General features: G+C 39.3%; 26 protein-coding genes. 7 read left to right on the forward strand and 19 right to left on the reverse strand.

Translation table 11 applies throughout. From position 1 onward, the window contains the following. Positions 1–96 precede the first annotated feature (96 nt). Positions 97–642 (reverse strand): dTDP-4-dehydrorhamnose 3,5-epimerase, encoded by a 546-nt coding sequence (gene rfbC / locus V7K41_RS16550; RefSeq protein ID WP_334849789.1) that lies wholly within the window; start codon positions 640–642, stop codon positions 97–99. A 114-nt stretch (positions 643–756) separates the two neighbouring features. Continuing rightward, positions 757–1,833, reverse strand: a complete 1,077-nt coding sequence (locus V7K41_RS16555; protein WP_334849791.1) for a glucose-1-phosphate thymidylyltransferase — start codon at positions 1,831–1,833, stop codon at positions 757–759. A 152-nt stretch (positions 1,834–1,985) separates the two neighbouring features. Between V7K41_RS16555 and V7K41_RS16560 the strand changes: the two genes are divergently transcribed. Further along, on the forward strand, positions 1,986–2,759 hold the full coding sequence (locus V7K41_RS16560) for a sulfotransferase domain-containing protein (RefSeq protein WP_334849792.1): 774 nt from the start codon (positions 1,986–1,988) through the stop codon (positions 2,757–2,759). 39 nt (positions 2,760–2,798) lie between these two features. On the opposite strand, the gene V7K41_RS16565 is transcribed toward V7K41_RS16560, so the two are convergent. The 12 genes from V7K41_RS16565 to V7K41_RS16615 all read right to left on the reverse strand — a co-directional run bounded on the left by V7K41_RS16565 (position 2,799) and on the right by V7K41_RS16615 (position 15,601). Beyond that, positions 2,799–3,893, reverse strand: a complete 1,095-nt coding sequence (locus tag V7K41_RS16565; RefSeq protein ID WP_334849794.1) for a glycosyltransferase family 4 protein — start codon at positions 3,891–3,893, stop codon at positions 2,799–2,801. After that, positions 3,893–5,074 (reverse strand): glycosyltransferase family 4 protein, encoded by a 1,182-nt coding sequence (locus V7K41_RS16570; protein WP_334849796.1) that lies wholly within the window; start codon positions 5,072–5,074, stop codon positions 3,893–3,895. Before V7K41_RS16570 ends, V7K41_RS16565 begins: the two co-directional genes overlap by 1 nt. A gap of 25 nt (positions 5,075–5,099) precedes the next feature. Next, positions 5,100–6,056: a GDP-mannose 4,6-dehydratase gene (locus V7K41_RS16575; RefSeq protein WP_334849798.1), complete on the reverse strand. Its 957-nt coding sequence runs from the start codon at positions 6,054–6,056 to the stop codon at positions 5,100–5,102. Positions 6,057–6,180: 124 nt separating this feature from the next. Further along, on the reverse strand, positions 6,181–6,291 hold the full coding sequence (locus V7K41_RS32915; protein ID WP_442943210.1) for a GtrA family protein: 111 nt from the start codon (positions 6,289–6,291) through the stop codon (positions 6,181–6,183). A gap of 90 nt (positions 6,292–6,381) precedes the next feature. Then, entirely contained in the window at positions 6,382–8,790 is a 2,409-nt protein-coding gene (locus V7K41_RS16580) for a glycosyltransferase family 4 protein (RefSeq protein WP_334849800.1), read from the reverse strand. A gap of 75 nt (positions 8,791–8,865) precedes the next feature. Next, on the reverse strand, positions 8,866–9,255 hold the full coding sequence (locus tag V7K41_RS16585; protein WP_334849802.1) for a glycosyltransferase: 390 nt from the start codon (positions 9,253–9,255) through the stop codon (positions 8,866–8,868). A 42-nt stretch (positions 9,256–9,297) separates the two neighbouring features. Further along, positions 9,298–9,945, reverse strand: a complete 648-nt coding sequence (locus V7K41_RS16590; RefSeq protein ID WP_334849804.1) for a class I SAM-dependent methyltransferase — start codon at positions 9,943–9,945, stop codon at positions 9,298–9,300. Positions 9,946–9,977: 32 nt separating this feature from the next. Then, positions 9,978–11,021 carry a glycosyltransferase family 4 protein gene (locus V7K41_RS16595; RefSeq protein ID WP_334849806.1) on the reverse strand — a complete coding sequence of 348 codons (1,044 nt, stop codon included), beginning with the start codon at positions 11,019–11,021 and terminating at the stop codon, positions 9,978–9,980. A 25-nt stretch (positions 11,022–11,046) separates the two neighbouring features. Beyond that, positions 11,047–12,687, reverse strand: a complete 1,641-nt coding sequence (locus tag V7K41_RS16600; RefSeq protein WP_334849808.1) for a class I SAM-dependent methyltransferase — start codon at positions 12,685–12,687, stop codon at positions 11,047–11,049. Between the two features lie 32 nt (positions 12,688–12,719). Then, a complete protein-coding gene (locus V7K41_RS16605) occupies positions 12,720–13,229 on the reverse strand; it encodes an acyltransferase (protein ID WP_334849810.1) in 510 nt (169 codons plus the stop codon). Beyond that, complete coding sequence (locus tag V7K41_RS16610; protein ID WP_442943206.1) at positions 13,217–14,569, reverse strand: ABC transporter ATP-binding protein; 1,353 nt, start codon at positions 14,567–14,569, stop codon at positions 13,217–13,219. The genes V7K41_RS16605 and V7K41_RS16610 overlap by 13 nt, the downstream gene beginning before the upstream one ends. Before the next feature lie 183 nt (positions 14,570–14,752). Then, positions 14,753–15,601: an ABC transporter permease gene (locus V7K41_RS16615; protein ID WP_334849979.1), complete on the reverse strand. Its 849-nt coding sequence runs from the start codon at positions 15,599–15,601 to the stop codon at positions 14,753–14,755. A 574-nt stretch (positions 15,602–16,175) separates the two neighbouring features. Here V7K41_RS16615 and petP point away from each other — a divergent pair. From petP to V7K41_RS16635, 4 genes are all read left to right on the forward strand, one after another. Beyond that, positions 16,176–16,367: a cytochrome b6f subunit PetP gene (gene petP / locus V7K41_RS16620; protein WP_334849813.1), complete on the forward strand. Its 192-nt coding sequence runs from the start codon at positions 16,176–16,178 to the stop codon at positions 16,365–16,367. 120 nt (positions 16,368–16,487) lie between these two features. Continuing rightward, positions 16,488–17,588 carry a Get3/ArsA fold putative tail anchor-mediating ATPase NosAFP gene (locus V7K41_RS16625; protein ID WP_334849815.1) on the forward strand — a complete coding sequence of 367 codons (1,101 nt, stop codon included), beginning with the start codon at positions 16,488–16,490 and terminating at the stop codon, positions 17,586–17,588. Between the two features lie 153 nt (positions 17,589–17,741). Further along, positions 17,742–18,785 (forward strand): chlorophyll synthase ChlG, encoded by a 1,044-nt coding sequence (chlG, locus tag V7K41_RS16630; RefSeq protein ID WP_334849817.1) that lies wholly within the window; start codon positions 17,742–17,744, stop codon positions 18,783–18,785. Between the two features lie 81 nt (positions 18,786–18,866). Continuing rightward, positions 18,867–19,154 carry a hypothetical protein gene (locus tag V7K41_RS16635; protein ID WP_334849819.1) on the forward strand — a complete coding sequence of 96 codons (288 nt, stop codon included), beginning with the start codon at positions 18,867–18,869 and terminating at the stop codon, positions 19,152–19,154. A 182-nt stretch (positions 19,155–19,336) separates the two neighbouring features. Here the strand turns inward: V7K41_RS16635 and V7K41_RS16640 are convergent, their stop codons facing one another. The 4 genes from V7K41_RS16640 to V7K41_RS16655 all read right to left on the reverse strand — a co-directional run bounded on the left by V7K41_RS16640 (position 19,337) and on the right by V7K41_RS16655 (position 23,478). After that, complete coding sequence (locus V7K41_RS16640) at positions 19,337–20,290, reverse strand: MDR/zinc-dependent alcohol dehydrogenase-like family protein (protein ID WP_334849820.1); 954 nt, start codon at positions 20,288–20,290, stop codon at positions 19,337–19,339. Between the two features lie 95 nt (positions 20,291–20,385). Further along, positions 20,386–20,958 (reverse strand): hypothetical protein, encoded by a 573-nt coding sequence (locus tag V7K41_RS16645; protein ID WP_334849822.1) that lies wholly within the window; start codon positions 20,956–20,958, stop codon positions 20,386–20,388. Positions 20,959–21,174: 216 nt separating this feature from the next. Continuing rightward, the gene (locus tag V7K41_RS16650; RefSeq protein ID WP_334849824.1) at positions 21,175–21,981 is read right to left on the reverse strand and encodes an inositol monophosphatase family protein; all 807 of its coding nucleotides are present in this window, start codon (positions 21,979–21,981) and stop codon (positions 21,175–21,177) included. A 63-nt stretch (positions 21,982–22,044) separates the two neighbouring features. Then, complete coding sequence (locus tag V7K41_RS16655) at positions 22,045–23,478, reverse strand: BCD family MFS transporter (protein ID WP_334849826.1); 1,434 nt, start codon at positions 23,476–23,478, stop codon at positions 22,045–22,047. A gap of 332 nt (positions 23,479–23,810) precedes the next feature. Between V7K41_RS16655 and V7K41_RS16660 the strand changes: the two genes are divergently transcribed. Beyond that, the gene (locus tag V7K41_RS16660) at positions 23,811–24,260 is read left to right on the forward strand and encodes a DEAD/DEAH box helicase family protein (RefSeq protein ID WP_334849828.1); all 450 of its coding nucleotides are present in this window, start codon (positions 23,811–23,813) and stop codon (positions 24,258–24,260) included. A gap of 1 nt (position 24,261) precedes the next feature. Here the strand turns inward: V7K41_RS16660 and V7K41_RS16665 are convergent, their stop codons facing one another. Further along, complete coding sequence (locus V7K41_RS16665; RefSeq protein ID WP_442943211.1) at positions 24,262–25,509, reverse strand: ISL3 family transposase; 1,248 nt, start codon at positions 25,507–25,509, stop codon at positions 24,262–24,264. Between the two features lie 254 nt (positions 25,510–25,763). Here V7K41_RS16665 and V7K41_RS16670 point away from each other — a divergent pair, with 254 nt between their 5' ends. Beyond that, positions 25,764–26,138: a hypothetical protein gene (locus tag V7K41_RS16670; protein WP_334849829.1), complete on the forward strand. Its 375-nt coding sequence runs from the start codon at positions 25,764–25,766 to the stop codon at positions 26,136–26,138. Positions 26,139–26,146 lie beyond the last annotated feature (8 nt).

A 26,146-nucleotide genomic window follows, 5' to 3' on the forward strand; every position in this document is an offset into this window, starting at 1 on the left:
ACCAATGACCAATGACCAATGACCAATGACCAATGACCAATGACCAATGACCAATGACCAATGACCAATGACCAATGACCAATGACCAATGACTACTTAATCAAATACTTCAGCAGTTCTCAAAGATTTACCAGCTTGGTCTTTAGCTGATAAAATCGGTGGCCTACTCAGGGGCCAATCTATCGCTAAATCTGGATCGTTCCATAGAATTGTGCGATCGCTTCGGGGCGCGTAGTAATCTGTAGTTTTGTACAGAACTTCGGCTATTTCTGAAACTGCAAGAAAGCCGTGAGCAAAGCCTGGTGGTATCCACAGTAGGCGTTTGTTTTGAGCACTGAGTTCATAACTTACCCACTTACCAAAGGTAGGCGAACTTTTTCTAATATCTACGGCTACGTCAAAAATTGTGCCAACAATAGCACGAATGAGTTTACCTTGGGGTTGTTGGATTTGATAGTGCAATCCACGTAGGACGTTTTGTTTGGAGCAAGAGTGGTTATCTTGGACGAAGTTCGTAACAATCCCTATCTCTTGACCAAATCTTTGGTAGTTGTAAGCTTCAAAAAAGAAACCGCGATCGTCTCCAAATACTTGGGGTTCGAGTTGGATAACTTCGGGAATTTTGGTATGTACAATGCTCATTAATATTATAAGTAATGTGCCACAGTCTTAATTTTGAGAGTAATTTAATATTTGTATTTTACAGGTATTAGAATTAAGATTTTGCCTGTGGTTTTTTTATTGTGAATAAGTAAATCACGTTAGTTCAATTTGACAGTCATCGCCAATCATAAATCGTAACGCTTTAGGGCGACGAGGTGCAAGACTCAATTGTGCCCTTTGTCCAATTACGCTATCAATAATGCGCTGATGGATTCCGGCAATTTTAGCACCTTCTAAAATAACGCTGTGTTCTAAATCAGTATCAATGAGTGTGACATTGTTAGCGATACTACTATAAGGCCCAATAAAGCAGTTTTCTAAATGACAATTGCTACCAATGACTACTGGCCCCCGAATTGTGCAGTTAATTACTTTAGATTTTACCCCAATTTGGACTCGTCCAATAATCTGACTTTGGGCATCAATTTCGCCCACAACTGATGCTGTCAGATAGGTATCGAGAATCAATCTATTAGCTTCTAATAAATCATCTTTTTTACCAGTATCTAACCACCAGCCTTGGAGATTGTGGGCTAAGACCTGCTTTTGCTGATTAATGAGGTATTGAATGGCATCAGTGATTTCCAACTCGCCTCTGGTGGAAGGTTGGATATTTGCGATCGCATCATAAATGAGGTGAGAAAAGAAATAAACCCCTACTAATGCCAGATTTGAAGGAGGGACTTTGGGTTTTTCAATTAACTGTAATACCCGTCCTGTTTCATCCACCTGAGCCACACCAAAGGCACTAGGGTTAGCAACTGAACGTAAGAGAATCAAAGCATCTGGCTGTTGTTGGCGAAATTGTTGCAGAAAGTAACGTAACTCACCTAGTTGAATCAGGTTATCGCCCAAGTACATGACAAAGGGAGAATCTCCCAAAAAGGGACGAGCGACTTGGACGGCGTGAGCAAGTCCAAGTGGCTGATCTTGTACGATGTAGGTGATGTTCGCTCCAAAGTTTTCTCCATTTCCGGTTTTCCCTTGGACTTCTGCCCCGGTTTCTGGACTGATGATGATGCCAATATCAGTAATACCAGCCGCGGCCATTTCTTCAATGCCATACCATAAAACAGGTTTATTAGCAACTGGTACAAGTTGTTTTGCTCCGCTGTAGGTAAGGGGACGTAAGCGTGTACCTTTACCGCCAGAAAGAATTAGTGCTTTCATAGTGCTTTCATCAGGATTTAGGATTAATTACAAGTCATTAGTCAAGATAATCTGAAAACTTGACAAAATCCTAAATCATTGCATTTAAATTATGGTGTCAGTATGATGTTAGTTTGGATGTACCCTAATTTAGTTGAAAGGATTAACAGAATTTGAGCAGTTTAGACGCCTTGCGTCTGGCAATAATTAGCAATCCCCGATCGGGTAATACTTGGCTACGAAAAATGCTGGCAGCCAGTTATGAAATGGCTGAACTGGCTGTGCACCATCCAAATGACATTTCCTGGCACTTGCTACCAGCAAGATTAGTGCTTCAGATTCATTGGCACAGAAGTGATGATTTAGTTTCATTGCTAGCCGAGCAAGGATTTCGTGTGGTAGTTCTTGCCCGCCATCCCTTGGATGTATTGATTTCTATTCTGCATTTTGCCAACTACGAACCGGATACTGCCAGCTGGCTAAAAGGTGAAGGGGGAACTGAGATTTCCATCCTTGAGAAAACGCCACTTAGCCCAGAGTTTATTAACTATGCCACTGGGAGTAGAGCAGCAGCACTTCTCTCGATTAGCTCGGAATGGTGGAGGCGAGAAGACACGTTGAAAGTTCGTTACGAAAATCTGGTGAATGATGCGGTCAAGGAACTTTCCCAATTTAATGAACAACTGGATCTGACCCCAGTCAAGCCTATATTAGATGTGGTTTCGTTGCATTCCATCGATCGCCTCCGCACCATGAGTACAAACAATCACTTCTGGCAGGGAAAGTATGCTCTCTGGAAGAAACTTCTTACAGCACCCGTTGCTCAAGAGATTGCTCTTGCTCATCAAAGCGTGTTAGCTAAACTTGAGTATGTGTGTAATGCTGACCCGACTCTGACCGAAGAGCAGGCGATCGCTAACTGGAATGCTATTGCAGTAAAGAACTAAGCTTACCCCGCAGTGCTTCTATTTTCTAAAAATCAGCGATTATAGGTACTGCTTGATAACTTCAGCGGTAGCAAGTCCTGTTTTTGCCCAGCTGAACTGACTGGCGCGGTTGAGGCCAAGGGTACGTAGACGCGATCGCAATTCTGAATTAGTTGCGATCGCCTGCATTGCCTCTGTAATTTCTCCGGTGTTGTAGGGATTGACTAGAATCGCCGCATCGCCAGCCACTTCCGGTAAGGAGGAAAGATTGGAGGTAATGACAGGAGTCCCACAAGCCATTGCTTCGAGGACAGGTAAACCAAAACCTTCCCAGAGACTGGGGAAAACCAAAGCGATCGCTTGATTAATTATTTTTGGTAATTCGCTGTAAGGTACATAGTCAAGAAACTTTACCTGATTCGTTACACCCAATTCTGCAACTTGCACTTTTAAAGTCGGGGTGTAACGCGAATCAATTGGCCCTACTAACCATAGTTCATAATCTTTGCAGTTAGGTAACGCCGCAAAAGCACTGATGAGTCGCTGGATGTTTTTGTATGGATCTTGGCGACCAATGTAGAGAAAGTAGTTACTGGTGGGGAGATTGAGAGGAAGGAAGTGAGTGCGATCGTGCGCTAAAGGAATCGGAGTAATTTTACTGGCGGGAATTTGGTAAAAATCAGTGATATCTTTAGCCGTAGTCTGGGAGATGCAAATAATGTGTTGTGCTTGCTTAAGGACTTGGGGAGTATAGTGGCGGTGGTAGGCTGTGAGTGGTGAGAAGCGTTTAGCAAAGCGCAACGGTATCATATCAAAAGATGTGACAACAAAACGACAATTGCTATAAAGGGGTGCTTCTGGTAGCGGGGAGAATAAAAGACTTGATTTGAGGTTTTTATAAATTTGTGGTAGTTGAAATTGTGTCCAGAGGAGGCGGTTAAAATGACCTTTAGTGCCGTGGTTTGGGGTTAAGTTTGACGGTATTGGATAACAGTCAAAATCGGGATATTTTTGCGCTACTAATAGAGCGGGTTCCAAAGATTTTAAATAAGGAAAAATGTTTTGAGCATAGTTGCCTATACCTGTTGGTTGAGACAAGAGAATAGATAAGTTAATAATTAATTGTTTGGCAGAGATATTATCTACTATTTTCATTAACTAATGGTTCTGTAAGCGTTTAATGTTTCTTTTGCCGTTCTTTCCCAAGAAAATAATTTTGCTCTGGCTTTACCTTTATTAATTAATTCTTGTCGCAACTGGGAATCACTGATTACTTTCAGGATAGCTTCGGCTAGTTGAACAGGATCGCTGGGGTCAATTAATATAGCAGCATCTCCTGAAACTTCTGGTATTGACGAAGTATTAGAAGTAACGACTGGAGCGCCTAACGTCATTGCTTCCAATACGGGTAAACCAAACCCTTCGTAGTGAGATGGATAAACAAAGACATCAGCTTTTGAATAAAATAATGCTACTAATTCATCAGATAAGTAGTCAAGATGATGAATTTGGCTTTTCCAAGGTGAACTTTCAATGTCAGCAAATATTGGATCGTAATTCCAACCTTTTTTACCAATTAATATTAATTGATGCTCAATTTTGTATTTTTTCTTTAATAAATTAAAAGCATAGATAATAGCATTAATATTTTTCCTCGGTTCTATTGTACTAACAAAAAGTAGATACGGGTTTGAAAAATCGTAATTAACCTGCTTTTCTAAAGCCGCAATATTTTTTTTATCAGATAAATAATTAGGACTGTAGCGACTAGCTAAAGGAGTAACATATACTTTTTTGGGATCTACTTGTAAATACTCAATAATGTCTTTTCTAGAACTTTCTGAAATTGTCAAAATTAGGTCTGTCCATTGTAAACATCGTTTAACTCTTTCTGCATATCTTTTTACAACTGAATCTATATAATTTGGATATTTAATAAAAGTTAAATCATATATATTCATTACCTTTAGACTATTATTACAAGGATAAATAGAGTAATTTGTTCCATGTAATATATTTGGGTAATCAAAACATTGTTCAAAATATGTTTGAAAATAATATAGAAATAAATTTGAAACTTGAGTTGATGTCAATAATAAATTCGAGACTCTGACAGGTATAGGCAGTAAATAAATATGAGAATATTCATTTAAACAATTAGGTACAGTTACTTTGCCTAGAAGCCAATTTTTGAAGCCTGGTTGATAGGCAATACCCAATTGAAACTCTTCTTGAAACTGTAAAGCATTAAGTGAGCGAATTAGATTAGCAACATAAAAGCCAACTCCACTAGGTTTTGGAAATACTGGAGTGGCATCAACTACAATTTTTAGCATCAGAATATTTAAGCTCCGTTTTTGCTCATTTTTTCAGGTCATAATCAACCATAACCTCAACCAATTGCTCAAATGAGTACTGAGGCTGCCAACCTAACTCCGTCTTAATTTTATTAATGGAACCAACTAACTGGACTGATTCATCAGGACGATAAAAAGCAGGATCAACTAAGACATAATCTTGCCAGTTTAAACCAACGCAGTTAAAAGCACACTCAACGAGTTCTTTGACAGAGTGAGTTTCACCACTGGCGATGATATAGTCATCAGGATGTTCTTGCTGCAACATCAGCCACATAGCGTAAACAGCATCCTTGGCATAGCACCAGTCACGACAGGCATCTAGGTTGCCTAATTTTAGTTCATTTGCCAAACCCAGTTTAATTTGAGCAGCTGCGTGCGTGATTTTGCGAAATACAAATTCTGTTCCACGTCGAGGCGATTCATGAGTATAAGTAATACCACAGCAGTTGTAAAGGTTGTATTTCTGCCGATAGTTGACAGTCATCCAGTGAGCGTATGCTTTGGCAACACCGTAAGGGTTGCGCGGACGAAAAGCAGTACGTTCGGTTTGGGGTGATTCGTCAGGCTGACCAAAGACTTCACTACTGGATGCTTGATAAAATCTGGCATCTGGTTTGCAACGACGAATGGATTCTAAGAGGCGAGAGACGCCGAGGGCCGTATATTCAGCAGTGAGAGCAGGTTGTGTCCAAGACAGAGGAACGTAGCTTTGAGAGGCGAGATTATAAATTTCATCAGGTTGAGCTTCAGTAATCACATCCATTAATGATGACTGATCTAAAAGATCGCCAGGAAGGATTTGGATATCGCCAGAAAGGTGATTGATGCGCTCAAGATTACTGGAACTTGAGCGGCGGACTAAGCCGAAGACTTGATAGCCTTTGGTTAGTAGTAGTTCAGCAAGATAAGAGCCGTCTTGTCCAGTTAGTCCAGTAATGAGGGCTTTTCTAGATGTCATGATTTGAACGCCCAACGAGAATTAAGCATAAAATTACTGATTGGAATAATGATAATTGATACTATTTGACCAAACGTATACCATAAATGCAAAAAATTGACTGTTATGAGCATAATAACTGTATTTAAACGAAGCCAATTAAACAAACTGTAATATAGCGAACTAAGGACTTGAGATGTTGAGTTTTGGCTTGAAAAGTCCAGTGGTAGTTAAGGTAGTAATAAATTATAATTATTAATTACTAAATATCAACTTCTTTATAAGGGATACCAGCATTACATATTATACAGCGTATTGCAGGTTGATGAGGTGTAGTAGCAGCAATTTAATCTTTAAAATCAAACGATTTCCCGGTAATTTCGTGAATAAAATTATTAGCGATCGCCTGCCAATCAAACTTTTCTTCGACATATCGTCTAGCAGACTCAACACGCATCTGCCTAGTTGCTAAATCTTCACATTTTATGTGAGCGATCGCCTCAGAGAATTTTTCTAGCTCCACAACTACACAGTGTTTACCATCCTCAATTCCTAGCCCTCTTGCACCAATTGGTGTAGAAATGACAGGAATTCCAGATGCAAAGTACTCTAACATTTTTAAATTAGTTCCTGAGCCAAAAGTGACTGGGTTAAGTGCTACATCTACTAATTCAAAAGCAGTATCTTTCGTTTCTTCATCTACTGCTCCCATAAAGCCAACATTTGCAGGTCGTTGTTCATCCCGAAACGCCAAACCCACACTACCAATCACCAGGAAATTAACATTGGGAAGTTCCTGAGCCATTTTAAAAATGTGCCGCACCGCCTCTAAATTAGGACTGTGCCAACTGCCTAAAAATATTGCAGTAAAACTTCCAGCTAAACCTGACTTTTGTTTATTTAAATAACGTTTTTCCATCTCGACATAATTAACTTTTTCTAAATCTACGCCGTTAGGAACTTCAATAATTTTGCTTAAATCTACACCATACATTTGATGGAGGGCTTTACCATCATCGATAGAGCAAACCATGATTAGTTGACTTAGAAAACAACATTCATTTTCAACCTTGCGAGTTATCTCTAGTAACTCATACCCCATCGTATTATTTGGCAGGATACCTTTTTTTAGTTCCACTTCTACATCTTGAGCTTCATACCAAATTGGTTTATTAGTTAATGCTTGAATTGCAGGCAAAAGGTAAGGATGGCAAGCAACCACAAAGTCTGAAGATTCTACAGATGCTTTTAAAGCTTCCATATATGCAGGAGTTAAATGGTACAGTTGTGGCATAATTACATCTGTAACTGGTACTCCAACCTTTTGTTCAATTAGCCATTCTTGCTCTTGATGTTTCTGTGACTTGGGAATTCGCGTTTCATATAAGTTAGGAGCAATTTCACCTCTAAATACATCTTGATCGGCATTTGTAAATGTTACTAGCTCAACATCAAACTGACTAGCTAGATGCGCATACAGATGAAATACTCTGCTTTGTCCACCTCCTCTGGGAGGAAAAACAGCAAAGGTCAAAGCCACTGTAATTTTTTTGCGTTTTTTGACAACTGGATTAGATAAAGATGTAGATATAAATGACTTAGTTTCACCCAACAACTGAGCAACTGTATTTTGCCAGTTAATTTCTGCAACTAGCTTTCGACCTGTCAGACCCATCTGCTGTGCTTCATCTCGATGTTCGCACAGATAATCAATCCGTTCAGCCAGTGCTTGTGGGTCAGGTAGGACTGAATATCCTGTCTCACCATTGATGACAAACTCATTAGGTCCACCAGCATCTGTTGTAGTCAGCACTGGTTTACCGCTCATCATCGCTTCTATGGTCACTAGCCCATAATCTTCATCGTAGGGAACGTAAGGAACAGCTAAGGAATCGGCATAAATATTTGTTATTTCTTGGTCATTAACAAACCCCAGAAAAACAATCCTTTCGTCTTCTCTTGCCATTTTTTTCAGATAGTCAGCATCAGGGCCTGTTCCAGCGATCTTCAATTGAATATTTGTTTTCACATACTTCATTGCTTGGATTAACAAGCTGATACGTTTAGCACTGTCTAAACGACCAACTGTGAATAGATAGTCACTACTACCTTTACGAAAAGATTGGATATTTGAGGGTGGATATATAACTTCTACAGCACTTCCTAAAGGAAAATAAGTTTCCCGTTTGACTACATTCTTAGAAATTGCAGCATACTTCTTAATTGCATCAGTTGCTAAACCTATCCCATCAAGAAAATGAACAAGCTCTCGTATTAAAGGCCCAGGAAACTGAAACGCATCTCCTGGGCAATTTGAGCTAAAGCGCAGCCGTTCTAATCTTTCAAAAAATTCTTTTAAGGCATTCCTATTTCCCTGATTGCTTCTTATAAACTGCTGTAAAGTAGTAATTTCTCGATTTTTTGAACTATAAATTTCTGAGTATCTAGTAAAATGATATGTATCATATAAGCCGCGTAATCGGTGCAGCATATAACAGATATGATTGGGATGCTGTACCATCCATCCCGGATACTTACCAGATATCACTAAATCAAAGTGAGTCAAATCTAAGTTGGAAAAACTTCTGTAGCTATCTATGAGTTCCCAGAAATTCATTTCTGGACTTGGCAATTTAATTAAATCTGCCTGATGAGGAGTATTTTGGTTTATAGATTTTAACAGTCCCCACCAAAGATTTTCAGCCCCACCAATGCAAAATGGAACAGGGCTAGGAGCAATAATGGCTATTTGCATGATTTTTACAGATTAGCTTTTTATTTCTTTTGTATCCAAAAACTACAGCCAGGCTTTTCAACATCTTGGAATTTGCTATAGGGCATTTTCTAGAACATTATCCCACGATATGTTTAGCGTTCGGTATCTTTCTAGTCCTGCCATCCCCATTGCAACAGCACTTTGTTGATGAAAGTATAAATCATCAATGGCTTGTGCGATCGCCTCTGGTTCTGGGTTAATAACAAAAGCTGTTTCTTGGTCAATTACAAACTCTACTGCTTCTCCTGAATCATTGCAAGTAATTACTGGTTTAACAGCTAAGATTACCTCTAACGTGACATAACCATAATCTTCCTCATAGGAACCAACAAAAACACCTAGACAATGAGCATAGAAGCCGATCGTTTCTGTGTCTGAAAGCCTTCCTATCAAACTTAATTCTCTATCAAATATTTTCAGCCCCACCAAGATAAAATGAAACAATGCTAGAAGCTATAATGACTATTTGGATATTGATTATAGAAATTATTTCTTTTGACAAGTCACTTCAAATAACCAATGGTCTTTTGTTTCAAACTTAATCTTGTTAAATCCAGCTTCTTCTAAATAATGCTCTAACAGAATCTGCGTGAAACCAGTCAAATGCCAATCGCCATTATAAGCTTGTGTTCCATACAAACATTGAACTAATACTTTTTGCTTTTCGATAGATTGGTTTGATTCCCAGGAAAAAAGCTTAAGTAAACCAATCAAGTCAGGAACCCTAAGTTTCAGAATCCCTCCAGACTTAAGTAATCTTGACCATTCAGCTAATGCAGGCTCAGTGTCTAATCGAGGGAAATGTTCAAGACAATCTTGAGCAATTATTTCTTCATAAAATTCTGACGGGAGCATATCTAGTTTTCTAATATCGGCTACCAAGTCTGGGTTATGAAAATCCTGGAAGTCAACATTTAAGTAAGCTGAACGAATATCAAATCCACACCCGAGATTTAATTTACGTGGATATTGCAAGTAATCAAATTCACTAAGATTTTTATACTCAATCTTGTCTACACTAGTTTTTGGTAAAGTGTTAGACTGATAAACCACCTTATTAATTCCGCTATTACTAGCATATAAGTTGGACAAGTTAGCAATAATCTTGGAAGTAAAAGACTTGAGATTGTTCATACCCTTTCGCTGCCTTAAGTGTTTTTAAACAATTATTTATCTAGAAGCTTGTTTATGACATTCTCCCAGGATATGTTTAGCGCTCGGTATCTTTCCAGTCCTGCCATCCCCATTGCAACAGCACTTTGTTGATGAAAGTATAAATCATCAATGGCTTGTGCGATCGCCTCTGGTTCTGGGTTAACAACAAAACCTGTTTCTTGGTCAATTACAAACTCTACTGCTTCTCCTGAATCATTGCAAGTGATTACTGGTTTAGCAGCCAACATTGCCTCTAACGTGACATAACCATAATCTTCGTCATAGGAACCAAAAAAAACCCCCAGACAATGAGCATAGAAGCCGATCATTTCTGCGTCTGAAAGCCTTCCTATCAGACGCACTCGCTGATTAATATCTAGTTGCTCAATCAGATTTTGAAAAGCCATCTTCTGTCCTCCATCTCCAGCCAGCAAGGCTACAACTGGAGATTTGACATACTTCATGGCTTTAATTAATAAATCTTGTCTTTTCAGTCCTTCTAACCTACTTGGAAAAAAAATGTACGGTTCTGCTGGCGCATTATAAAAATGAGTATCTAGCTTTGGTGGATGATAAAGAGTGATTGAACTAATTTTATTAAAATGCTGAAGACGCTTTGAAACTGTTTTTCCTATAGTAAAGAGTTTATGAAAACTTTTTAAGGCTTGGGTATCACGTTGAATAATATCTTGTCTAAGTGCCTTACCGTCAGATGTAGTTGATAAGCCTTCAGCAAAAGGAGTATCCCAAAGGTCATATACAGCCCGATGTTGATGAATAATCCAAGCAACTTTATTAGGGTGCTGCAAGTAAAAGGTGGGAAACTTGAGACAAATGACCAAATCCATAGTGTAGCCATTCATATACTCAAAGTTCTCACTAGCCCAAATATCCATGCTGCGCTTAACTTCACTTACTGGAGCGAAACGAAAAGGCATGGATATCTCTTCCACTTCATGACCTGCTTCACGAATGGCTTTTACCAAACCATTTGTTAATATTTCTGCACCACCACGTATAAAAGGTATTTGAACTGTAATAACTCCTATTCTCATTCTTAAAAGTTGTAACTCCTAGTTTTTATGCCTTATAAGCTATTAGTACCATGTCGCGGGAAACCTTAACATATTCATTTAAATCATTAAATTTTATTTGTAATGAATTAACAAGATGCATTATTCCATCAGTTTGTTCAAAAAAATATGATTTACTATTAATTAGCCCTCTTGACTCGGCTAAAAAACTAATTGTATCAGGATGAATCGGATTTTTATGTGTGGGATCTCTGTAAAAATCTCCTGAGCCTACTAATATATTTCTAGTATTTGGTGTCTCAAAAACTACTAATCCACCTGGCTTCAGTACCCTGACTGCTTCATCAAATAACTGAACTAGCGTTTCAAATGGGAGATGCTCAATAATATGAAACCCCGTTACAGCACCCAAACTGCTATCAGGTAAAGCTCGTAAATGGGCAATAACATCTGCTTCTATCACCTCAAGTCCTCTAGAGCGACACTGCTCCAGCATTACTCTGTTGATGTCTATACCCCTTGCTATGTATCCCGACTCTCGCAGCAACTCTAACCATTCACCTCGTCCACAACCCACATCTACAATTGGGGATTCAGATGTACCAATTTTAGCTTCCTTAATTAAAGGCAGATATACTTTTAAACTATTGAATATATCCTCACGACTACCTCGAAACTGATCTTCAAAAGCGACATAAAAGGCATCTAAAAAATGTTGGTTTTCATTGACAAAGGTTGCTAGATGGTCTTTACTAAAAGGTTCTGGCAAAGATTTTCGCGCTTCTTCCAGAAACATTGTTATTAAACGCTTCAGCTGGATTAGGTCATTTTTAAGGTAACTATCATTTCTAGTGTAAAGTTCATTTATTGTTTGGATACGAGTATCTGTAGTAATAAGGCGTTCATTCAGTCCTTCCATACGAGCCTCGACAGCACTCAGATGTTCATCTATTTCTTGTACTCCACTATTCATAGTATCCAAACGTTCTTGAATGCTATTTAAAAAGTTACTAATTAAAGCATCAATAGTATTAAAGCTGTCATCTATTTCTCGGACGCTGCTGTCCAAAGTATCTAGACGCTCATCCAAGTTTTGGAAGCGAGTATCTGCAACATCCAGGCGCTCATCCAAGTTTTGGAAGCGAGTATCTGCAATATCCAGGCGCTCATCCAAGTTTTGGAAGCGAGTATCTGCAACATCCAGGCGCTCATCCAAGTTTCGGAAGCGAGTATCTGCAACATCCAGGCGCTCATCCAAGCTTTGGAAGCGAGTATCTGCAACATCCAGGCGCTCATCAACTTGCGTCTTTACAGTTGTAATTTGTTCTATTATCTGACGATTAAGCGCTACGGACTCTTTTAAAGAATTAATTAAATTGAAATTGACTTCTCGCTGATCGTTAAATAAAAAACTGATGGCTTTCAGAAGCAGTTTTTTTAATTTAGGGCTGAAATTAAAAGGAAAGCGATTAAGTTTATCAGGCCATTTTGTACGAATAAATGCTCTAGACTCTGCATTTTTGAGCAAAGCTTCAATATAGCTAAGGTTTGACCTTATTCTTGATGTGTCTATATTAGTTTTTAAATCCACTGACTGTGAGCGAACTTGGCGTTTAGCTACCTCATTGCGAATCTTTTGCATTAATTCATCAACGTTAATTTCAGGATTGTTTGGTTCAATCATCATTTATATTTTTAAAATATATAAAATTTTCACTTTTACGGGATTATTTCTTTGACTATTTTTGCTGGAATCCCTGCTACGACCTGATAACTAGGAACATCGCATTTCACAACTGCGCCTGCCGCTACTACAGAATTCTTACCAATTTTACAAGGGCCAATTATAGTGGCATTGCTTGCTATCCAAGCCCCTTCCTCAACTACAATATCATTTCCTTCAGTTGGAAAATTGTTCATCCTCTCTAGCCCAAAATTTCTATAGTCGTGACTTCCAGTTATTACACTAACATTGTGCCCAAAAAAAACATATTCTCCTATTACTATACTTCCCGAAGATAAGTTAAATAATGCATTATTTACAACGCATGTTTGTGACAATTTTAGTCTTTGAGGTTCGCCAAAAACCAAGTATTGTTTTAAGCTTACATCTTTGATACGCTGATCAAAATAGCCTTGCGTTAGAGATTGCTTGAGGTAAATATCAAAATATAATCTAATCCAGGTTTCAAGCTTAGATTTAAAATAATTTTTAACTATTGTGTACATAGTGATTCCTCGTAGAGTCTGATCTTTCTGCCAGATACTTGAAAGACTCCTTCTACCAAATCATTTACTGCTGCTTGTATAACTATGGCATTCTGAATCCAATCCAGCATTTCTAAATTTTCGTGTGTTCCATCTCCAAATGCGATATCTAAGGCATAATTTCCACCAGCCAAGTGAGGCCAAATAAACTCAAAATCGACTGTTGCTCTTCCTATTTCTGATTTAGATAGCCAGTAGCTAGCAAAATTTTTATCTAAAAGTTCTGTACTCCATCCTGATAAAACAGTTCTCAATCTATCCAGTAGTGCTATGCCAACATTTGGTTTTCTAACTTTATCGTGTCTGAATGTAGTGATTCTAATTTTTAAAATATCTCCAGGATAAACCAACTTAATAGATTGCCCGTCACTATCTAACACAGAGATATGCTCAATTTCTGCACGTCCTGTACCAAATCTCTCAAATCCATAAAAAGCCATATACGGCTTTTTCGTAAACGGATTTAATTCTTTAATGGTGATTTTAGCCAAATCAATTTCTTCTTCATTGGCAGGAATATTCTCATTATTATTTGAATTCAAATTTATACTAGTTCTTTTATTTACTTCTTCATGCACCCATGCTTGATAGTGTTTACATACTTCAGCAGGTTGTCCAGCGTCTACAATAATCCCTTGATTAATCCACATAGCTTTTGAACACAGGCGTGAAATAGATCCTATATCATGAGATACAAATAATATTGTTCCTCCAGCATCTTGAAAATCTCTAATTTTGGCCATACAACGATGGACAAAGATACCATCGCCTACCGCTAAAGATTCATCTACAATTAAAACTTCTGGGTTAACGTTAATTGCTACTGAAAATGCTAAACGAACAAACATACCGCTAGAGTATGTTTTAACTGGCTGTTCCATGAAATCGCCAATTTCAGCGAAGGAAGCAATTTTATCAAACTTTGCTTCTATTTCTGCTCGGCTTAATCCTAAAATTTGCCCATTAAAAAATACATTTTGTCTGCCAGTAAATTCAGGATTAAAGCCGCTACCTAATTCGAGCAAAGCCGAAACCCGCCCTTTGACATATATTTCACCTGTTGTTGGTGTTAACGTACCTGCAATAATTTGCAGTAGAGTACTTTTGCCAGATCCGTTTTGACCAATAATTCCTAAAGTCTCACCTTTAGCAACCTCTAAACTAATATCCTGCAAGGCCCAAAATTCTTGTGAATGAATTTTGCCGGGTAGCAAAATTTCTTTAAGTCGATCTACCGGGCGAGCATACCGCTTGTAGCATTTTGATACATTATTCAGCAAAATTGAAATCTCCTCACCCATACCACTATATACTTACTATCAGGACATTCAAGACTTCACAACTTTATCAACAATACATAAATTATCAACTCAATCTATCAAGTATTCCATCCTTTGTTGAAGCATACATAGTTTATATTTCAAACTGCATCATTTACACTACCATTAGGTTGATTGATGGAGTTATTTACCAGTAGAACTGTGCTATAGTACGTCTGCAAAAGCGGGACGTAAATGCTTATATACTAAGAAACCAAAACAAAATATAATAGTTGCGATCGCAGAAGCAACTCCCCATTCCCCCCAGTGTTTTACCTCTCCAATTAAAACTATGTCACGATAAACTTCTGCGATCGCAGCTATTGGATTTAACCAGAAGACCAAACTCCGCCATTGCTCTGGAATTGCTGATGCTGGATAGACAAGCGGTGTTGCATAAAACCAAATATTTAAAATCACTCCTAAAGTCTGGGGGATATCTCGCAAAAATACCGTTAGTCCTGCTGCTAAATAGCCCAACCCTGCTGTTAGCAATAGCTGCGTTACCCAGACCAAGGGTAATAGCGCCAAAGTACTATGTAAAGTATGAGTATTTACCGCCACGAAAAAAATCAATGCCATTAAACCAAAGGAACTCTCAATAAATGTGGACAAAACTGGCACTAGAGGTAACAAAGCTAAAGGAAACACCACCTTCTTGACTAAATTCGGTTGTCCTAGTACCGAATTAGCAGATTGCGTTAGACCACCCGTAAAAGCGATCCAAGGAAGTAAGCCTGCAAATAGCCACAAACCAAAGGTGAAATCATTTGCTGGTAGACCTTTGAGAGTAGTCAGCTTCACCTTCAGTACGGTAGAAAACACATAAGTATAAATCAGTAATTGTGATAACTGATTTAGCAAAGGCCACAAGTTACCCAAAACAGAACCCTTGTAACGTGCCTCTAAATCCCGGCGTACTAGAGTTCTTAGTAAGTCGAACTTTACCCATAACTGTTCATCTATGGGCAAGATGCGCCTCCATCTCCCTACCTTACGTACAACTCCCTGCATTGTCGGCAACAATTTTTGCTTCCTCGCTTACTACTCACTATCCGCTCACCTAATTGCTCTCACTGAAGCCTATTATATTTATGAAAGTTCCTTTTTCAGGGACTTTCAAATAGAAAAAATATCCAACTACTTCTTGTGAGGTGCGTATCTTACCCGCCTTTGGTTAAACGTGGGTAGGCAGGATACCCACCTCATAAGATTGGATAATTTATTTGTTGGAAATCTCTTCAGTGCTTTTAGAATTTATCATCACTAGAAAATTGTATCCAAATTATCTTGGCGATTATACAATAAATAGGATATTGTCAAGTATATTTTTACTACAAATATAACGTCTGTTTGTTAGGCTTTTTCTTTGTTAAGGACGTGAGTTTTTGCTTAACTCAAGTTATCTGGATCAATTCCTTGCGATCGCTGTCGTTCTTGTTATAACCGTCATTGAATCTCAGAAGTCATAAGTCATTTACTATTCTCCTTCATCTCCCTCACTTCCCGATCTCCACTGAATTTATGAGAGCAGAGTCACGGATTCCGCTACACTGAGACGAAGGTTTATCTGAAATTGTAATCAGGCATGGAAATCGGACAAAAGGTTAAAGTCTTTCGTTTGCGCGATCGCGTTTCTCCCCCAGTGGTAAAAAAACTTGGGCAAGTGGGTATCATCCAAGGCTACAAAGTCACCGATGGTGCTGGGATCGGTGTAGTGGTTATGTTTGACGACAATACTTCCACTTGGTTTTTTGAAGATGAAATCAAACCTGTGTAGTAGTAAAGAACTCAGAACCGGGTTTTTCTTGGCATCTGAAATTTGCAGCACAGGCTGAGATTCTTTATTGAATGTTAAGTTGGAGTTGAAAAGCTCGGCGGTGAAAATAGGAATCAAGTAATGGCTCTAATATTGACATTTTTGGGCAAAGGCGGCACCGCTCGTACCAAAATTGCGATCGCCGCCGCCAAATTATTGGCAAGTCAAGGCAAGCGCGTACTCCTAGCAGGACAAGCAGAACCAACATTGCAAATCCTGCTGGGTACTCCCATTGCTGCCGATCCCCAGGAAATCGCTCCCAATTTACAAGTAGTCCAGTTTCAAGCATCTGTACTCCTAGAACGCAACTGGGATGAAGTGAAGAAACTTGAGGCGCAATATCTCCGCACACCGATCTTCAAAGACGTTTTTGGTCAAGAACTGGTAGTATTGCCGGGGATGGACAACGCCCTGGCACTGAATGCTATCCGCGAATATGATGCCAGTGGCAAATATGATGCGATCGTCTACGATGGCACGGGCGACTCTTTAACGCTGCGAACGTTAGGTTTGCCAGAATCTCTGAGTTGGTATGTCCGGCGATTTCGGCAATTGTTTGTCAACTCCGATTTGGGGAAGACGATTACTGAATCACCCTTGATTCAACCGCTGATTAGCAGTTTTTTCAATATCAACTGGACAGCAGATAACTTTGCAGGGCCCACTAACCAAGTCAATAATTTATTAGAAAAAGGGAGAGCCGCTCTTGCCGATCCCAAGCGTCTCGCTGCTTTCTTAGTGACTACAGCAGATCCGATTGAGGTAGCAAATGCTCGTTATTTATGGGGTAGCGCTCAACAAATCGGTTTAACTGTCGGTGGTGTTCTGCTTGTGTCTACCGAGACAAATGTCAATCTGTCAGAGGAATTTATACCCCTACCTGTGAGCGTCGTTCCCGACTCGTCAACAGGTGATTGGCAACCACTGATAGACGCTCTACCCAACTTTGAAGCACAAGCTTTACAGGCTCCCAAACCTATTGAAATAGACATCCACAATCGTCAAGTACGCTTGTTCTTGCCAGGATTTGACAAAAAGCAGGTCAAGCTTACCCAATATGGGCCAGAAGTCACGGTAGAAGCAGGAGATCAGCGGCGCAATATTCCCTTACCCCCGGCTCTGAGTGGCAGACCTGTTGCTGGAGCAAAGTTTCAGAATAATTATTTGATAATTTCGTTTTAATTTATGGGAGTGGGGAAGGGGGACTGGGGACTGGAGACTGGGTACTGGGGACGGGAAATAGGCAAGAAACTTAATTACCAATGCCCAATGACCCATGCCCAATCTCCAATGCCCAATTCCCAATGCCCAATACCCCATTAATTAGTAAAAATTATGTCAGAATCAACTCCCATTCCCCCAGACCCTAACCCATCTGAAGCACTAGACTTAGTGGTAAATAATGCCAATGAGCAAGCAACATCTGCCGATCGCAGTGCGAAAACTAGGCAGATGCTGGGGATGAAAGGTGCAGCGTCTGGGGAAACTTCAATTTGGAAAATTCGTTTGCAGCTCATGAAGCCGATCACCTGGATTCCCCTAATTTGGGGCGTAGTCTGTGGTGCGGCTTCTTCTGGTAACTATACCTGGACGCTGGAAAATGTGTTTAAGGTAGCAGCCTGTATGTTACTGGCTGGGCCATTGATGACAGGTTACACCCAAATCCTCAATGATTACTACGATCGCGAAATCGATGCCATCAATGAACCTTATCGCCCCATTCCCTCTGGGGCAATTCCCCTACCCCAAGTAATTATTCAGATTTGGGTATTGCTGATTGCTGGTATTGGTTTGGCATTTTTGCTGGATGTGTGGTCTGGTCATGAATTCCTGACAATTACAGCGATCGCGATTATCGGTTCTTTTATTGCCTACATTTATTCTGCACCTCCCCTGAAACTCAAGCAAAACGGCTGGCTAGGTAGCTACGCCTTGGGTGCAAGCTATATCACCCTACCTTGGTCTACAGGACACGCTTTGTTTGGCGAACTCAATTCCACAATTATAATTTTGACAATGTTCTACAGCTTGGCTGGATTAGGTATTGCCATTGTTAATGATTTTAAGAGTGTAGAAGGCGATCGCCAGTTAGGATTAAATTCACTACCCGTAATGTTTGGCATCACCACCGCAGCATGGATTTGTGTAGTAACGATTGATGTATTTCAAGGATTGATTGCAGCTTATCTCGTCAGCATCCATGAGAATTTGTATGCAACAATACTAATACTCTTAATCATTCCGCAAATCACTTTACAGGATATGTATTTCCTGCGCGACCCCGTGAAGAATGATGTTAAGTACCAAGCCAGCGCCCAACCTTTCCTGGTTCTAGGAATGCTCGTCACTGGTTTAGCGCTGGGTCATGCTGGCGTTTAATATACTTCTATAGTGAGAAGTTAGGAGTTAGGAGTTAGGAGTTAATATACTTTTAACTACTAATTTGTATCAGCAAATGCCGTGTTGCAACTAATATCTTTCCTCATTCATGGGATTCAACCTTTGTTAGTCCCAATTTGCTTTCTCATTGCTTGGACTGTAACTATTCTCGTTGTTTTGAGTCTCTGGACGGCGGCGCGAGATAGCGTAGCTACAGCCAAGCAAATGCATCAAATCCCCTGTACTGGTTGCCAATTTTTTACTGACAATTACCGTCTTAAATGCACTGTACGCCCATCTATTGCCAATACAGAAGAAGCGATCGATTGTCTTGACTATCAACCGAAGACGAATCCTTATCTGTATTAGTTAGGGGGTAGGTATTAGGGACTGGGGAGTGGCGAAAGACTGGTGAAAATAAGGCAGATGAGAGAGTAGGTGGCACAGAGGCAGAGGGAAAATGACAAATGACAAATCACAAATGACAAATGACAAATGACAAATCACAAATGACAAATGACAAATGACAAATCACAAATGACAAATGACAATTAACTAATCTCTAACAATATCTTTAAAACACCCCTACTCTGAGCGTGTTCAAAAGCCGCAAGCCCTTCAATAAGAGGGTAGGTGGCATGAATCAGAGGTTGCACGTCAATTTTTCCTGTGGCTAGTAACTGGAGGGCTGGAGCAAAGGGGCCACAACGGGAGCCGATGAGGGTGATTTCATCTACTACTAAAGAAGAAGCATCTAGGCTGAGGTTGCCAGCATAAGTACTTTTCAGTACAAGAGTACCACGGGGACGTAGGGCGCGGCGGGCGATCGCAAATCCTTCTGGGTTCCCAGTGCATTCTACTGAGATATCAAAATATCCATCTGTAACAGCGTCGGCCAAACTCGTTTTTATCCCCCGTGTCTCTAAGTTAGCCAGTTTATCTCGATGACGCCCCACAGCTAAGAGTTCACAGCTAGTTAGGGCTAGTGTCTGGGCTACCAACTGCCCTAGTTTGCCATCTCCAACCACTAGCACCCGATCGTTTGGATGCAATGGCACTTGCTGCTGAATTTCCAAAGCTGCTGCTAAAGGTTCAGTAAATGTTGCTACTTCTGTCGGCACATTATCAGGAACGGGATGCAAGTTCTCCACCGGCAAACAGAGATATTCACTAAAGGCTCCATTGCGGTTGACAATACCCAGAACTGTACGATTTTCGCAGTGAGTTGGTTGTCCACTACGACAAAACCGACAATGCCCACACACAGCATTGATTTCTCCAACTACACGTTGGTTAACTAAGTGTTCTGGCCCTCGTTCAACAATGCCGACAAATTCATGCCCCAAAATACCAGTGTAGGGATAGTAGCCTCTGAGTAGTTCCAGATCAGTATTACAGATACCTGCACGTAAGACGCGTACTAAGGCTTCTCCTAGTGGCGGTTCAGGAACGGGAATATCTGTGCGTAATTGCAACTGGTTGTTTTCGAGCCAAAGTCCTTTCATTTTTCTTCACGTCCTTTTGCCTAGTTATGCTGTCATACCACTTTGAAAAATGTTTACAAATATAGAGGTATACATCTGTACCTCCATACCCACACCTATGTCTCTGTAGAAGGTATTTCTTTAATTTTGGTTACATCAACTTTGCTCAACCAAGTAACTAAGTCGTCTGAGCCAAGTGCAATCTCACTTCCCAAGGTTTTGATATAGAGAAGTCCATCACTGATAATTAAATCTCTAATTGGATACCATGAATCTCGTGTTCTAATCAGAAGTTCTAACGGAATTCCTAGTCTGGAAGTATACTTGCGATATTTCCACCAGGCTCGCCATAGAATGACACATTTAGTACAGTGCATTTGATAGCCTTTGGGAACTTGACAGTATTGATACTGATAGAAACCCCGACTATCTACTTCTCCTTTGAGGATATAACTATATTCTGCTAATGCCTGATTTATCAATTCCCACTGGGTTGATTTTGGAGAAATCGAGAATTCAGATAGGGTGTGAGATATTTGAGCAGTCGCAATTACGCCTTCAGATTTTACTGTCAGTTGGTTGGTTTTATATACTGTTTGCGCTGTCAAAACAGGATTTGACAACAAAACGTCTTTTTTCTGGATAGAGTTTTGCACAAACTCTCGAATTAAATCTAGATTAGACAACATAAAATTTTTTATACTAAATTAACCAGTGTGATGAAAGCCACAACACTACTTAAATTAATAGCTACACTGGTCTGGCGCTTAAATCAGGATTCTTACCAGCTTTATTTATACTCAATTCTTTGTTTGACCAGGGTTTTGTTAAGTTTAATGTCGGGTATGCTATTGTCCACTAGGCTGGTTGAGAAAATCACTATTTACAGGTGGATGAGCTGCAAATTAAATTTTTATGCCTTCGAGAAAAGGTTGAAATACCGAAACTAATTCGGGACGACTAACTACAAGGGTGGGAAAAGAGCGATCGCTATAATCTTCTCCCGGTGACAAGGGAAATGGTTCTGATTTAAGCGATGACCAGACCCCACCAGCAGCCTGGACAATTACCCAAGCCCCGGCTAAATCCCAAACTTTTGGTGTCGCTTCAATACCACCTAATGTTGCTCCAGTAGCAACTGTCAAAAAGTTATAGCTAGCCACACCCAACATCCGAATTTTGCAGGGAAAGCCGTTCTGGATAACTGCGGTGCTGCGGGAACAGAGGTTAAAAAAGTGATTGTTGCTGGGACTATCTATACTAGTGTGGATGGGGTGGTTGTTGAGAAATGCTCCTGTTGGTGTTGCTAAACCAGATGAACCTGCCCAGAAACCATGAAAAGCTTGATTCAAGGTTGGTGCGTAAACATAACCAAAAATGGGTGTGCCTCGATACAGTAAACCCAGAGAAATTGTCCAGATGGGAATCCCGCGTGTGAAGTTGGTTGTACCATCTAAAGGGTCAATTACCCAGCACCACTCCGTACCGGGAAATGACTGATCGCTCTCTTCGCTCAAAATGCCGTAGCCAAGGAAACTAGAAGCGATCGCATCCCGAATTTCCCGATCTGCCCATTTATCTGCTTGCGTCACCAAACTACCATCAGCTTTTTGAGAAGCCTGTACTTGTCCAAAATCTTGCATTAGCTGCTTGCCTACTCTGGTAGTGGTAGTTTGGGCAAAATCAAGAATTGTTGTCCAAAAATCATTCATTGGTTATTAGTCATTTGTCATTTGTCATTTGTCATTTGTCCCATGCCCCATGCCCTATACAGTTTAATCTAAATCGTTTTCTAAAACAGATGCGATCGCAAGCTTTGTACTTGTTTTAAATTCTGTGATGTTCACCCGATTCAGAAACCAAATTGACAGCACCATTCCCACGGCTTCTAGAACGAATACTAGTCCATAAGCTAGTTCTAGGCTTGGTAGCAGCTTGCGTCCAATATCCAAAACTGTACCTCCGATTACCACCGCGATTCCTCTAGAGATGGACTGCGCTAATCCCCATGCCCCAATAAACGTACCTGCGGCTTCTGCTGCGGTGAGATCCAACATCAAGCTAATTGCTGCCGTAGTTAAGAAACCTGTGGCTAAACCGAATAAGACCAAAGCTAGTTTGAGAACTGCTGCATTAGCTGTGAATCCTGATATACCAAGCAAGATTGCACAGAATGCTACCAACATACAGCCAAAACGTGCAGTTCTGCGCTTACCTAAACGCGGGACAATATAAAAGCCCGTAACACCGTAGGCAATAAGTAGACCCGTTCCATAAAAAACATTTAATTTGGTACTTTCCGCTAGGGGCATTTTAAACACTTGACCCGCATAAGGTTCCAAAATCGGGTCTTGCATAAACAAACTGATGGTCATCACCAATAAAAAGGTGAAAAATATACCTGTTTGTGGGCTAGCTGTCAATATTTTCCAAGCATTGCCTAAAGTAATGCTATCTTCCCGGTTCACCAGTGTGGAACGGGTTAAGTATTGGGAATACTTTTTTTCTACGCCGAATGTCGCTGCGATCGCTAAACCAAATACAATTGCTGGGACGATAAAAAATAGCCTGTTGATTGCTGGCTGCAAGGTTGCTATGGAAACGCCTAGTGTTAATGGCTGTAGTAACTTGGAACTAATAATCGCCCCAACAATAATTCCCACCATCAGCATTGACCAAACCACACCTACCACTTTAGAACGGTTATCTTCTTCAGATATATCCACCAACAAAGCAGCAAAAGCAGTACCGCTAGCACAAATTCCTAGACCATATACAGCAAAAACTAAAGCCAGAAGCGCTGTCCAGCCGATTGCTTGGGTTGTCCATACCCAAGTACCTGAACTATTTCCAGCAATATTAAGTTGCCATATCACTTGTATAGCTAAAAATGCTGCGATTGCAAATATTGCCGCACCCACCCAAACATAAGCTGTGCGGTGGTATCCCCATAACGGCTTGGCATCGGAAATCTGGCCAAACCAGACACGCGAAGGAGCAACAAATAAGGGCAGTGCTAGAACTACTGATACCAGCATCGCCGGAATTGCTATTTCTTGAATCATGACTCTGTTGAGTACCCCCAGAGTCAAAATGGACATCATGCTCAACCCCATTTGAAATAAACCCAGCCGGAACATGGTTAGCAGGTTTACCCTTGGCACAGATAAAGATTTTTTTTCGGTATCAAATATTTCACCGCTTGCCATAGCTACTTTTTTGTATAGTTTATGGAATATAGTCTCTTTAATTAAATATAAACTGTTCAATATTCCAAAAAACTACTAATTTCGGGGCATCAATTTTTGGGTTTGGCGGTAGACACCGCAGCATAACGTACATAAAACTTTTTGGTTATTCAGGGCTTGTTGTGCAACCATAACTAGATTAAACGTGATTGAGCATTAATAGAGGCTAACTGAGATAGTTGCTTGCTTACCCCTGTCTTTTATCGCTAATACTAGTGTCATAGTTGGCGATCGCTATTTAGATGTAGCATTCACATCCAACTTTTTTCAACTTTACTAAGGTGATCAGGGATATGGAAGAAATATTAAACCAATACTGTAAACAAGATAATCTTGGGCTGCTTCTCCTGAGTATGGCAACTGGTTCGGGTAAAACATACATTGTTCTAAAGTTTATACATTCTAATTACAAGGAATTTGCCAAGCAAAAGAGAAAAATTCTGTTTATTACTAACCTGAATAAAAACCTACCTATTGACGAACTTAAAAAACGTTTTATCGCCAATGGAAATGAGGAAGATTTTGAAAAATATGTTCTTTTTATTGATTCTAATGTAGAGCCTGTTATCAATAACTTACTAAAGCTTGACCACCAAATCCCTGACAAATTTAAAAATAAAATATATTTACAACTAAAAAAATATATAGAAATGCTCCAAAATGAGCAATTACCTAGCGATTTTAAGGAAAACATTAAAACAGATATTCGTAAAAATATGGCTCTTCCGTACTTGTTATGCTAAACTAATAGTTAAAATGCCAATTTAATAAGCATCTTACTCGGAAGTTATCAAAGTTTCTAAACCCATAAGCCGAGCGCTTAATTAACTTGAGTTTGTTATTAATCCCTTCAACAGAACCACTAGTTGTACCGTTATCAAAATAAGCGATTATCTCATCAAACCAACGGATAAAAGTATTATTGCTGTTTGGGAAATATTTTTTAGCTTTAGATAACCACATACCTAGTTTAAAGACCGCTGTATACCAATGATATGTTTGATTAAAAATTGTTCTAATTTTCTCTTTGAATTCATACATTACTTTTAGAGTAGAAGATACAGCTTTAACTTGAATAAGTTTATTTTTTTGTTCCTGATTCAAATCTTCTTCATTTTTCAGTAAAACATATTTACTTTTTTTCAATCCTTCTAAGACTTTTTGATGCTCGGCTTTTTTTGATGATGTATTTGCTTTTTTGATTAACTCTTCTACGTTCCGTTTCTCTCGTTTTCTAGCTGTATCTAATTCTTTATTTATCTGAACCATAACGTGAAATCTATCTGCAACTACTTGAGCTTTAGGCATTAATTCCATAACTAAATTTTTATAACCAATACAAAAATCTATACTGACTTCCTCTATTCGCTCTAAAGCTTCAGTGCCCCATCCTACAAGAGTTTCTTTAATTGTTTTTTGTGTGCGACCGCCTAAAATTGCAATCAGTTTGGATGTATCCAAATCTACGAGTACTGCACAGTAATTACCCTTTCCTTTAATCAGAGCTATCTCATCAATTCCAAGTCTTTTTAAATTTAAAAATTTTAACTCAGATAATTTTTCAGATGCGTCTTTTAACATACGTTCTATCTCTTCTGTCGTCACTATTCCTTTTGAGGCTGTGCTGTGAATATCATTTTCTAAAACTTCTTGTATTATTTTGTGTGCAAGCCGCTTTGTATAATTCCTTTTCTTCTTTACAAAATCTAGGTCTTCGCTGAACGGTTTTTTACATTTTTCACACTTAAATTGTCGCCGATTAATTTCTAAAAATACTGGCTTTTCTCCGAAAGGTAAATCTTTAATGATATGTCGATGATTTTGATGCAATTTATGACTTTTTGTGCCGCAGTTAGGACAAATACTATATAATTTTTTCGATTCAGTTTGTAAAATTATTCCAATCCCAGTATGAAGACGATGTGATATGACTTTTACATTTTCCAAATCAAGAAGTTCTGTTAGAATTTTAATCCCTTTTTTATTAGCCACGACTGTGAATACATCCAAAAATATGATTTTTATATTTATAGTAAATAATAAAAATGCTTCAGATGTCAATTTTATTAGGAGTTTCAGCTAGAATGTTGACATATTTTACGACATAATATTGGATTGTATCGCTAATAATTTTGCATAACAAGTACTGAAGAACCTTATTAATTAACTCTCTAGGTTCATCACGATCTAAATTTAAACATTTGCATTTCTCAAATCTGACTGGAGCATTGCTTAAAGTCCCTTCATTGGCAAATAAGCTTTATGATGCGATTAGCGTTGCTGAAATAACTCTTAGTCGTGATGAGAGTCAAAACAATGAATTCTTATTGAACGTTAATGTAGCCTCTTATCGAAAAAAGGTTTCCATATTAAAAGAATATAAAGGCACGGGAGAATTAAAAAAAATTCTTAAAAGACCTGAATATGTGTTCCATAGTGGCACAGGAACGCTGAGAAGGTGGCTTCCATCTGACGGTAAAGATACAGATCCTACAAAGTCTTACATACAATGCGGTAAACCAGGTAAAAAGCTTCATACTAATTTCCTTGAGTTTGAAAGTATAGAGAAATTTGAGAAAAGCCGAGCAGGTATTTTGTTTCAAGTTTTCAATAGTATTTAAGAATATCT

It is taken from the genome of Nostoc sp. (assembly GCF_036917415.1).
In the GTDB taxonomy this organism is placed as follows: domain Bacteria; phylum Cyanobacteriota; class Cyanobacteriia; order Cyanobacteriales; family Nostocaceae; genus Nostoc.

Bases quoted from the DNA above. Each gene is read 5' to 3' on its own strand.
- rfbC (WP_334849789.1), bottom strand. From the start codon at position 642: ATGAGCATTGTACATACCAAAATTCCCGAAGTTATCCAACTCGAACCC.
- V7K41_RS16555 (WP_334849791.1), bottom strand. From the start codon at position 1,833: ATGAAAGCACTAATTCTTTCTGGCGGTAAAGGTACACGCTTACGTCCC.
- V7K41_RS16565 (WP_334849794.1), bottom strand. From the start codon at position 3,893: ATGAAAATAGTAGATAATATCTCTGCCAAACAATTAATTATTAACTTA.
- V7K41_RS16570 (WP_334849796.1), bottom strand. From the start codon at position 5,074: ATGCTAAAAATTGTAGTTGATGCCACTCCAGTATTTCCAAAACCTAGT.
- V7K41_RS16575 (WP_334849798.1), bottom strand. From the start codon at position 6,056: ATGACATCTAGAAAAGCCCTCATTACTGGACTAACTGGACAAGACGGC.
- V7K41_RS16580 (WP_334849800.1), bottom strand. From the start codon at position 8,790: ATGCAAATAGCCATTATTGCTCCTAGCCCTGTTCCATTTTGCATTGGT.
- V7K41_RS16590 (WP_334849804.1), bottom strand. From the start codon at position 9,945: ATGAACAATCTCAAGTCTTTTACTTCCAAGATTATTGCTAACTTGTCC.
- V7K41_RS16595 (WP_334849806.1), bottom strand. From the start codon at position 11,021: ATGAGAATAGGAGTTATTACAGTTCAAATACCTTTTATACGTGGTGGT.
- V7K41_RS16600 (WP_334849808.1), bottom strand. From the start codon at position 12,687: ATGATGATTGAACCAAACAATCCTGAAATTAACGTTGATGAATTAATG.
- V7K41_RS16605 (WP_334849810.1), bottom strand. From the start codon at position 13,229: ATGTACACAATAGTTAAAAATTATTTTAAATCTAAGCTTGAAACCTGG.
- V7K41_RS16610 (WP_442943206.1), bottom strand. From the start codon at position 14,569: ATGGGTGAGGAGATTTCAATTTTGCTGAATAATGTATCAAAATGCTAC.
- V7K41_RS16615 (WP_334849979.1), bottom strand. From the start codon at position 15,601: ATGCAGGGAGTTGTACGTAAGGTAGGGAGATGGAGGCGCATCTTGCCC.
- petP (WP_334849813.1), top strand. From the start codon at position 16,176: ATGGAAATCGGACAAAAGGTTAAAGTCTTTCGTTTGCGCGATCGCGTT.
- V7K41_RS16625 (WP_334849815.1), top strand. From the start codon at position 16,488: ATGGCTCTAATATTGACATTTTTGGGCAAAGGCGGCACCGCTCGTACC.
- chlG (WP_334849817.1), top strand. From the start codon at position 17,742: ATGTCAGAATCAACTCCCATTCCCCCAGACCCTAACCCATCTGAAGCA.
- V7K41_RS16640 (WP_334849820.1), bottom strand. From the start codon at position 20,290: ATGAAAGGACTTTGGCTCGAAAACAACCAGTTGCAATTACGCACAGAT.
- V7K41_RS16645 (WP_334849822.1), bottom strand. From the start codon at position 20,958: ATGTTGTCTAATCTAGATTTAATTCGAGAGTTTGTGCAAAACTCTATC.
- V7K41_RS16650 (WP_334849824.1), bottom strand. From the start codon at position 21,981: ATGAATGATTTTTGGACAACAATTCTTGATTTTGCCCAAACTACCACT.
- V7K41_RS16655 (WP_334849826.1), bottom strand. From the start codon at position 23,478: ATGGCAAGCGGTGAAATATTTGATACCGAAAAAAAATCTTTATCTGTG.
- V7K41_RS16660 (WP_334849828.1), top strand. From the start codon at position 23,811: ATGGAAGAAATATTAAACCAATACTGTAAACAAGATAATCTTGGGCTG.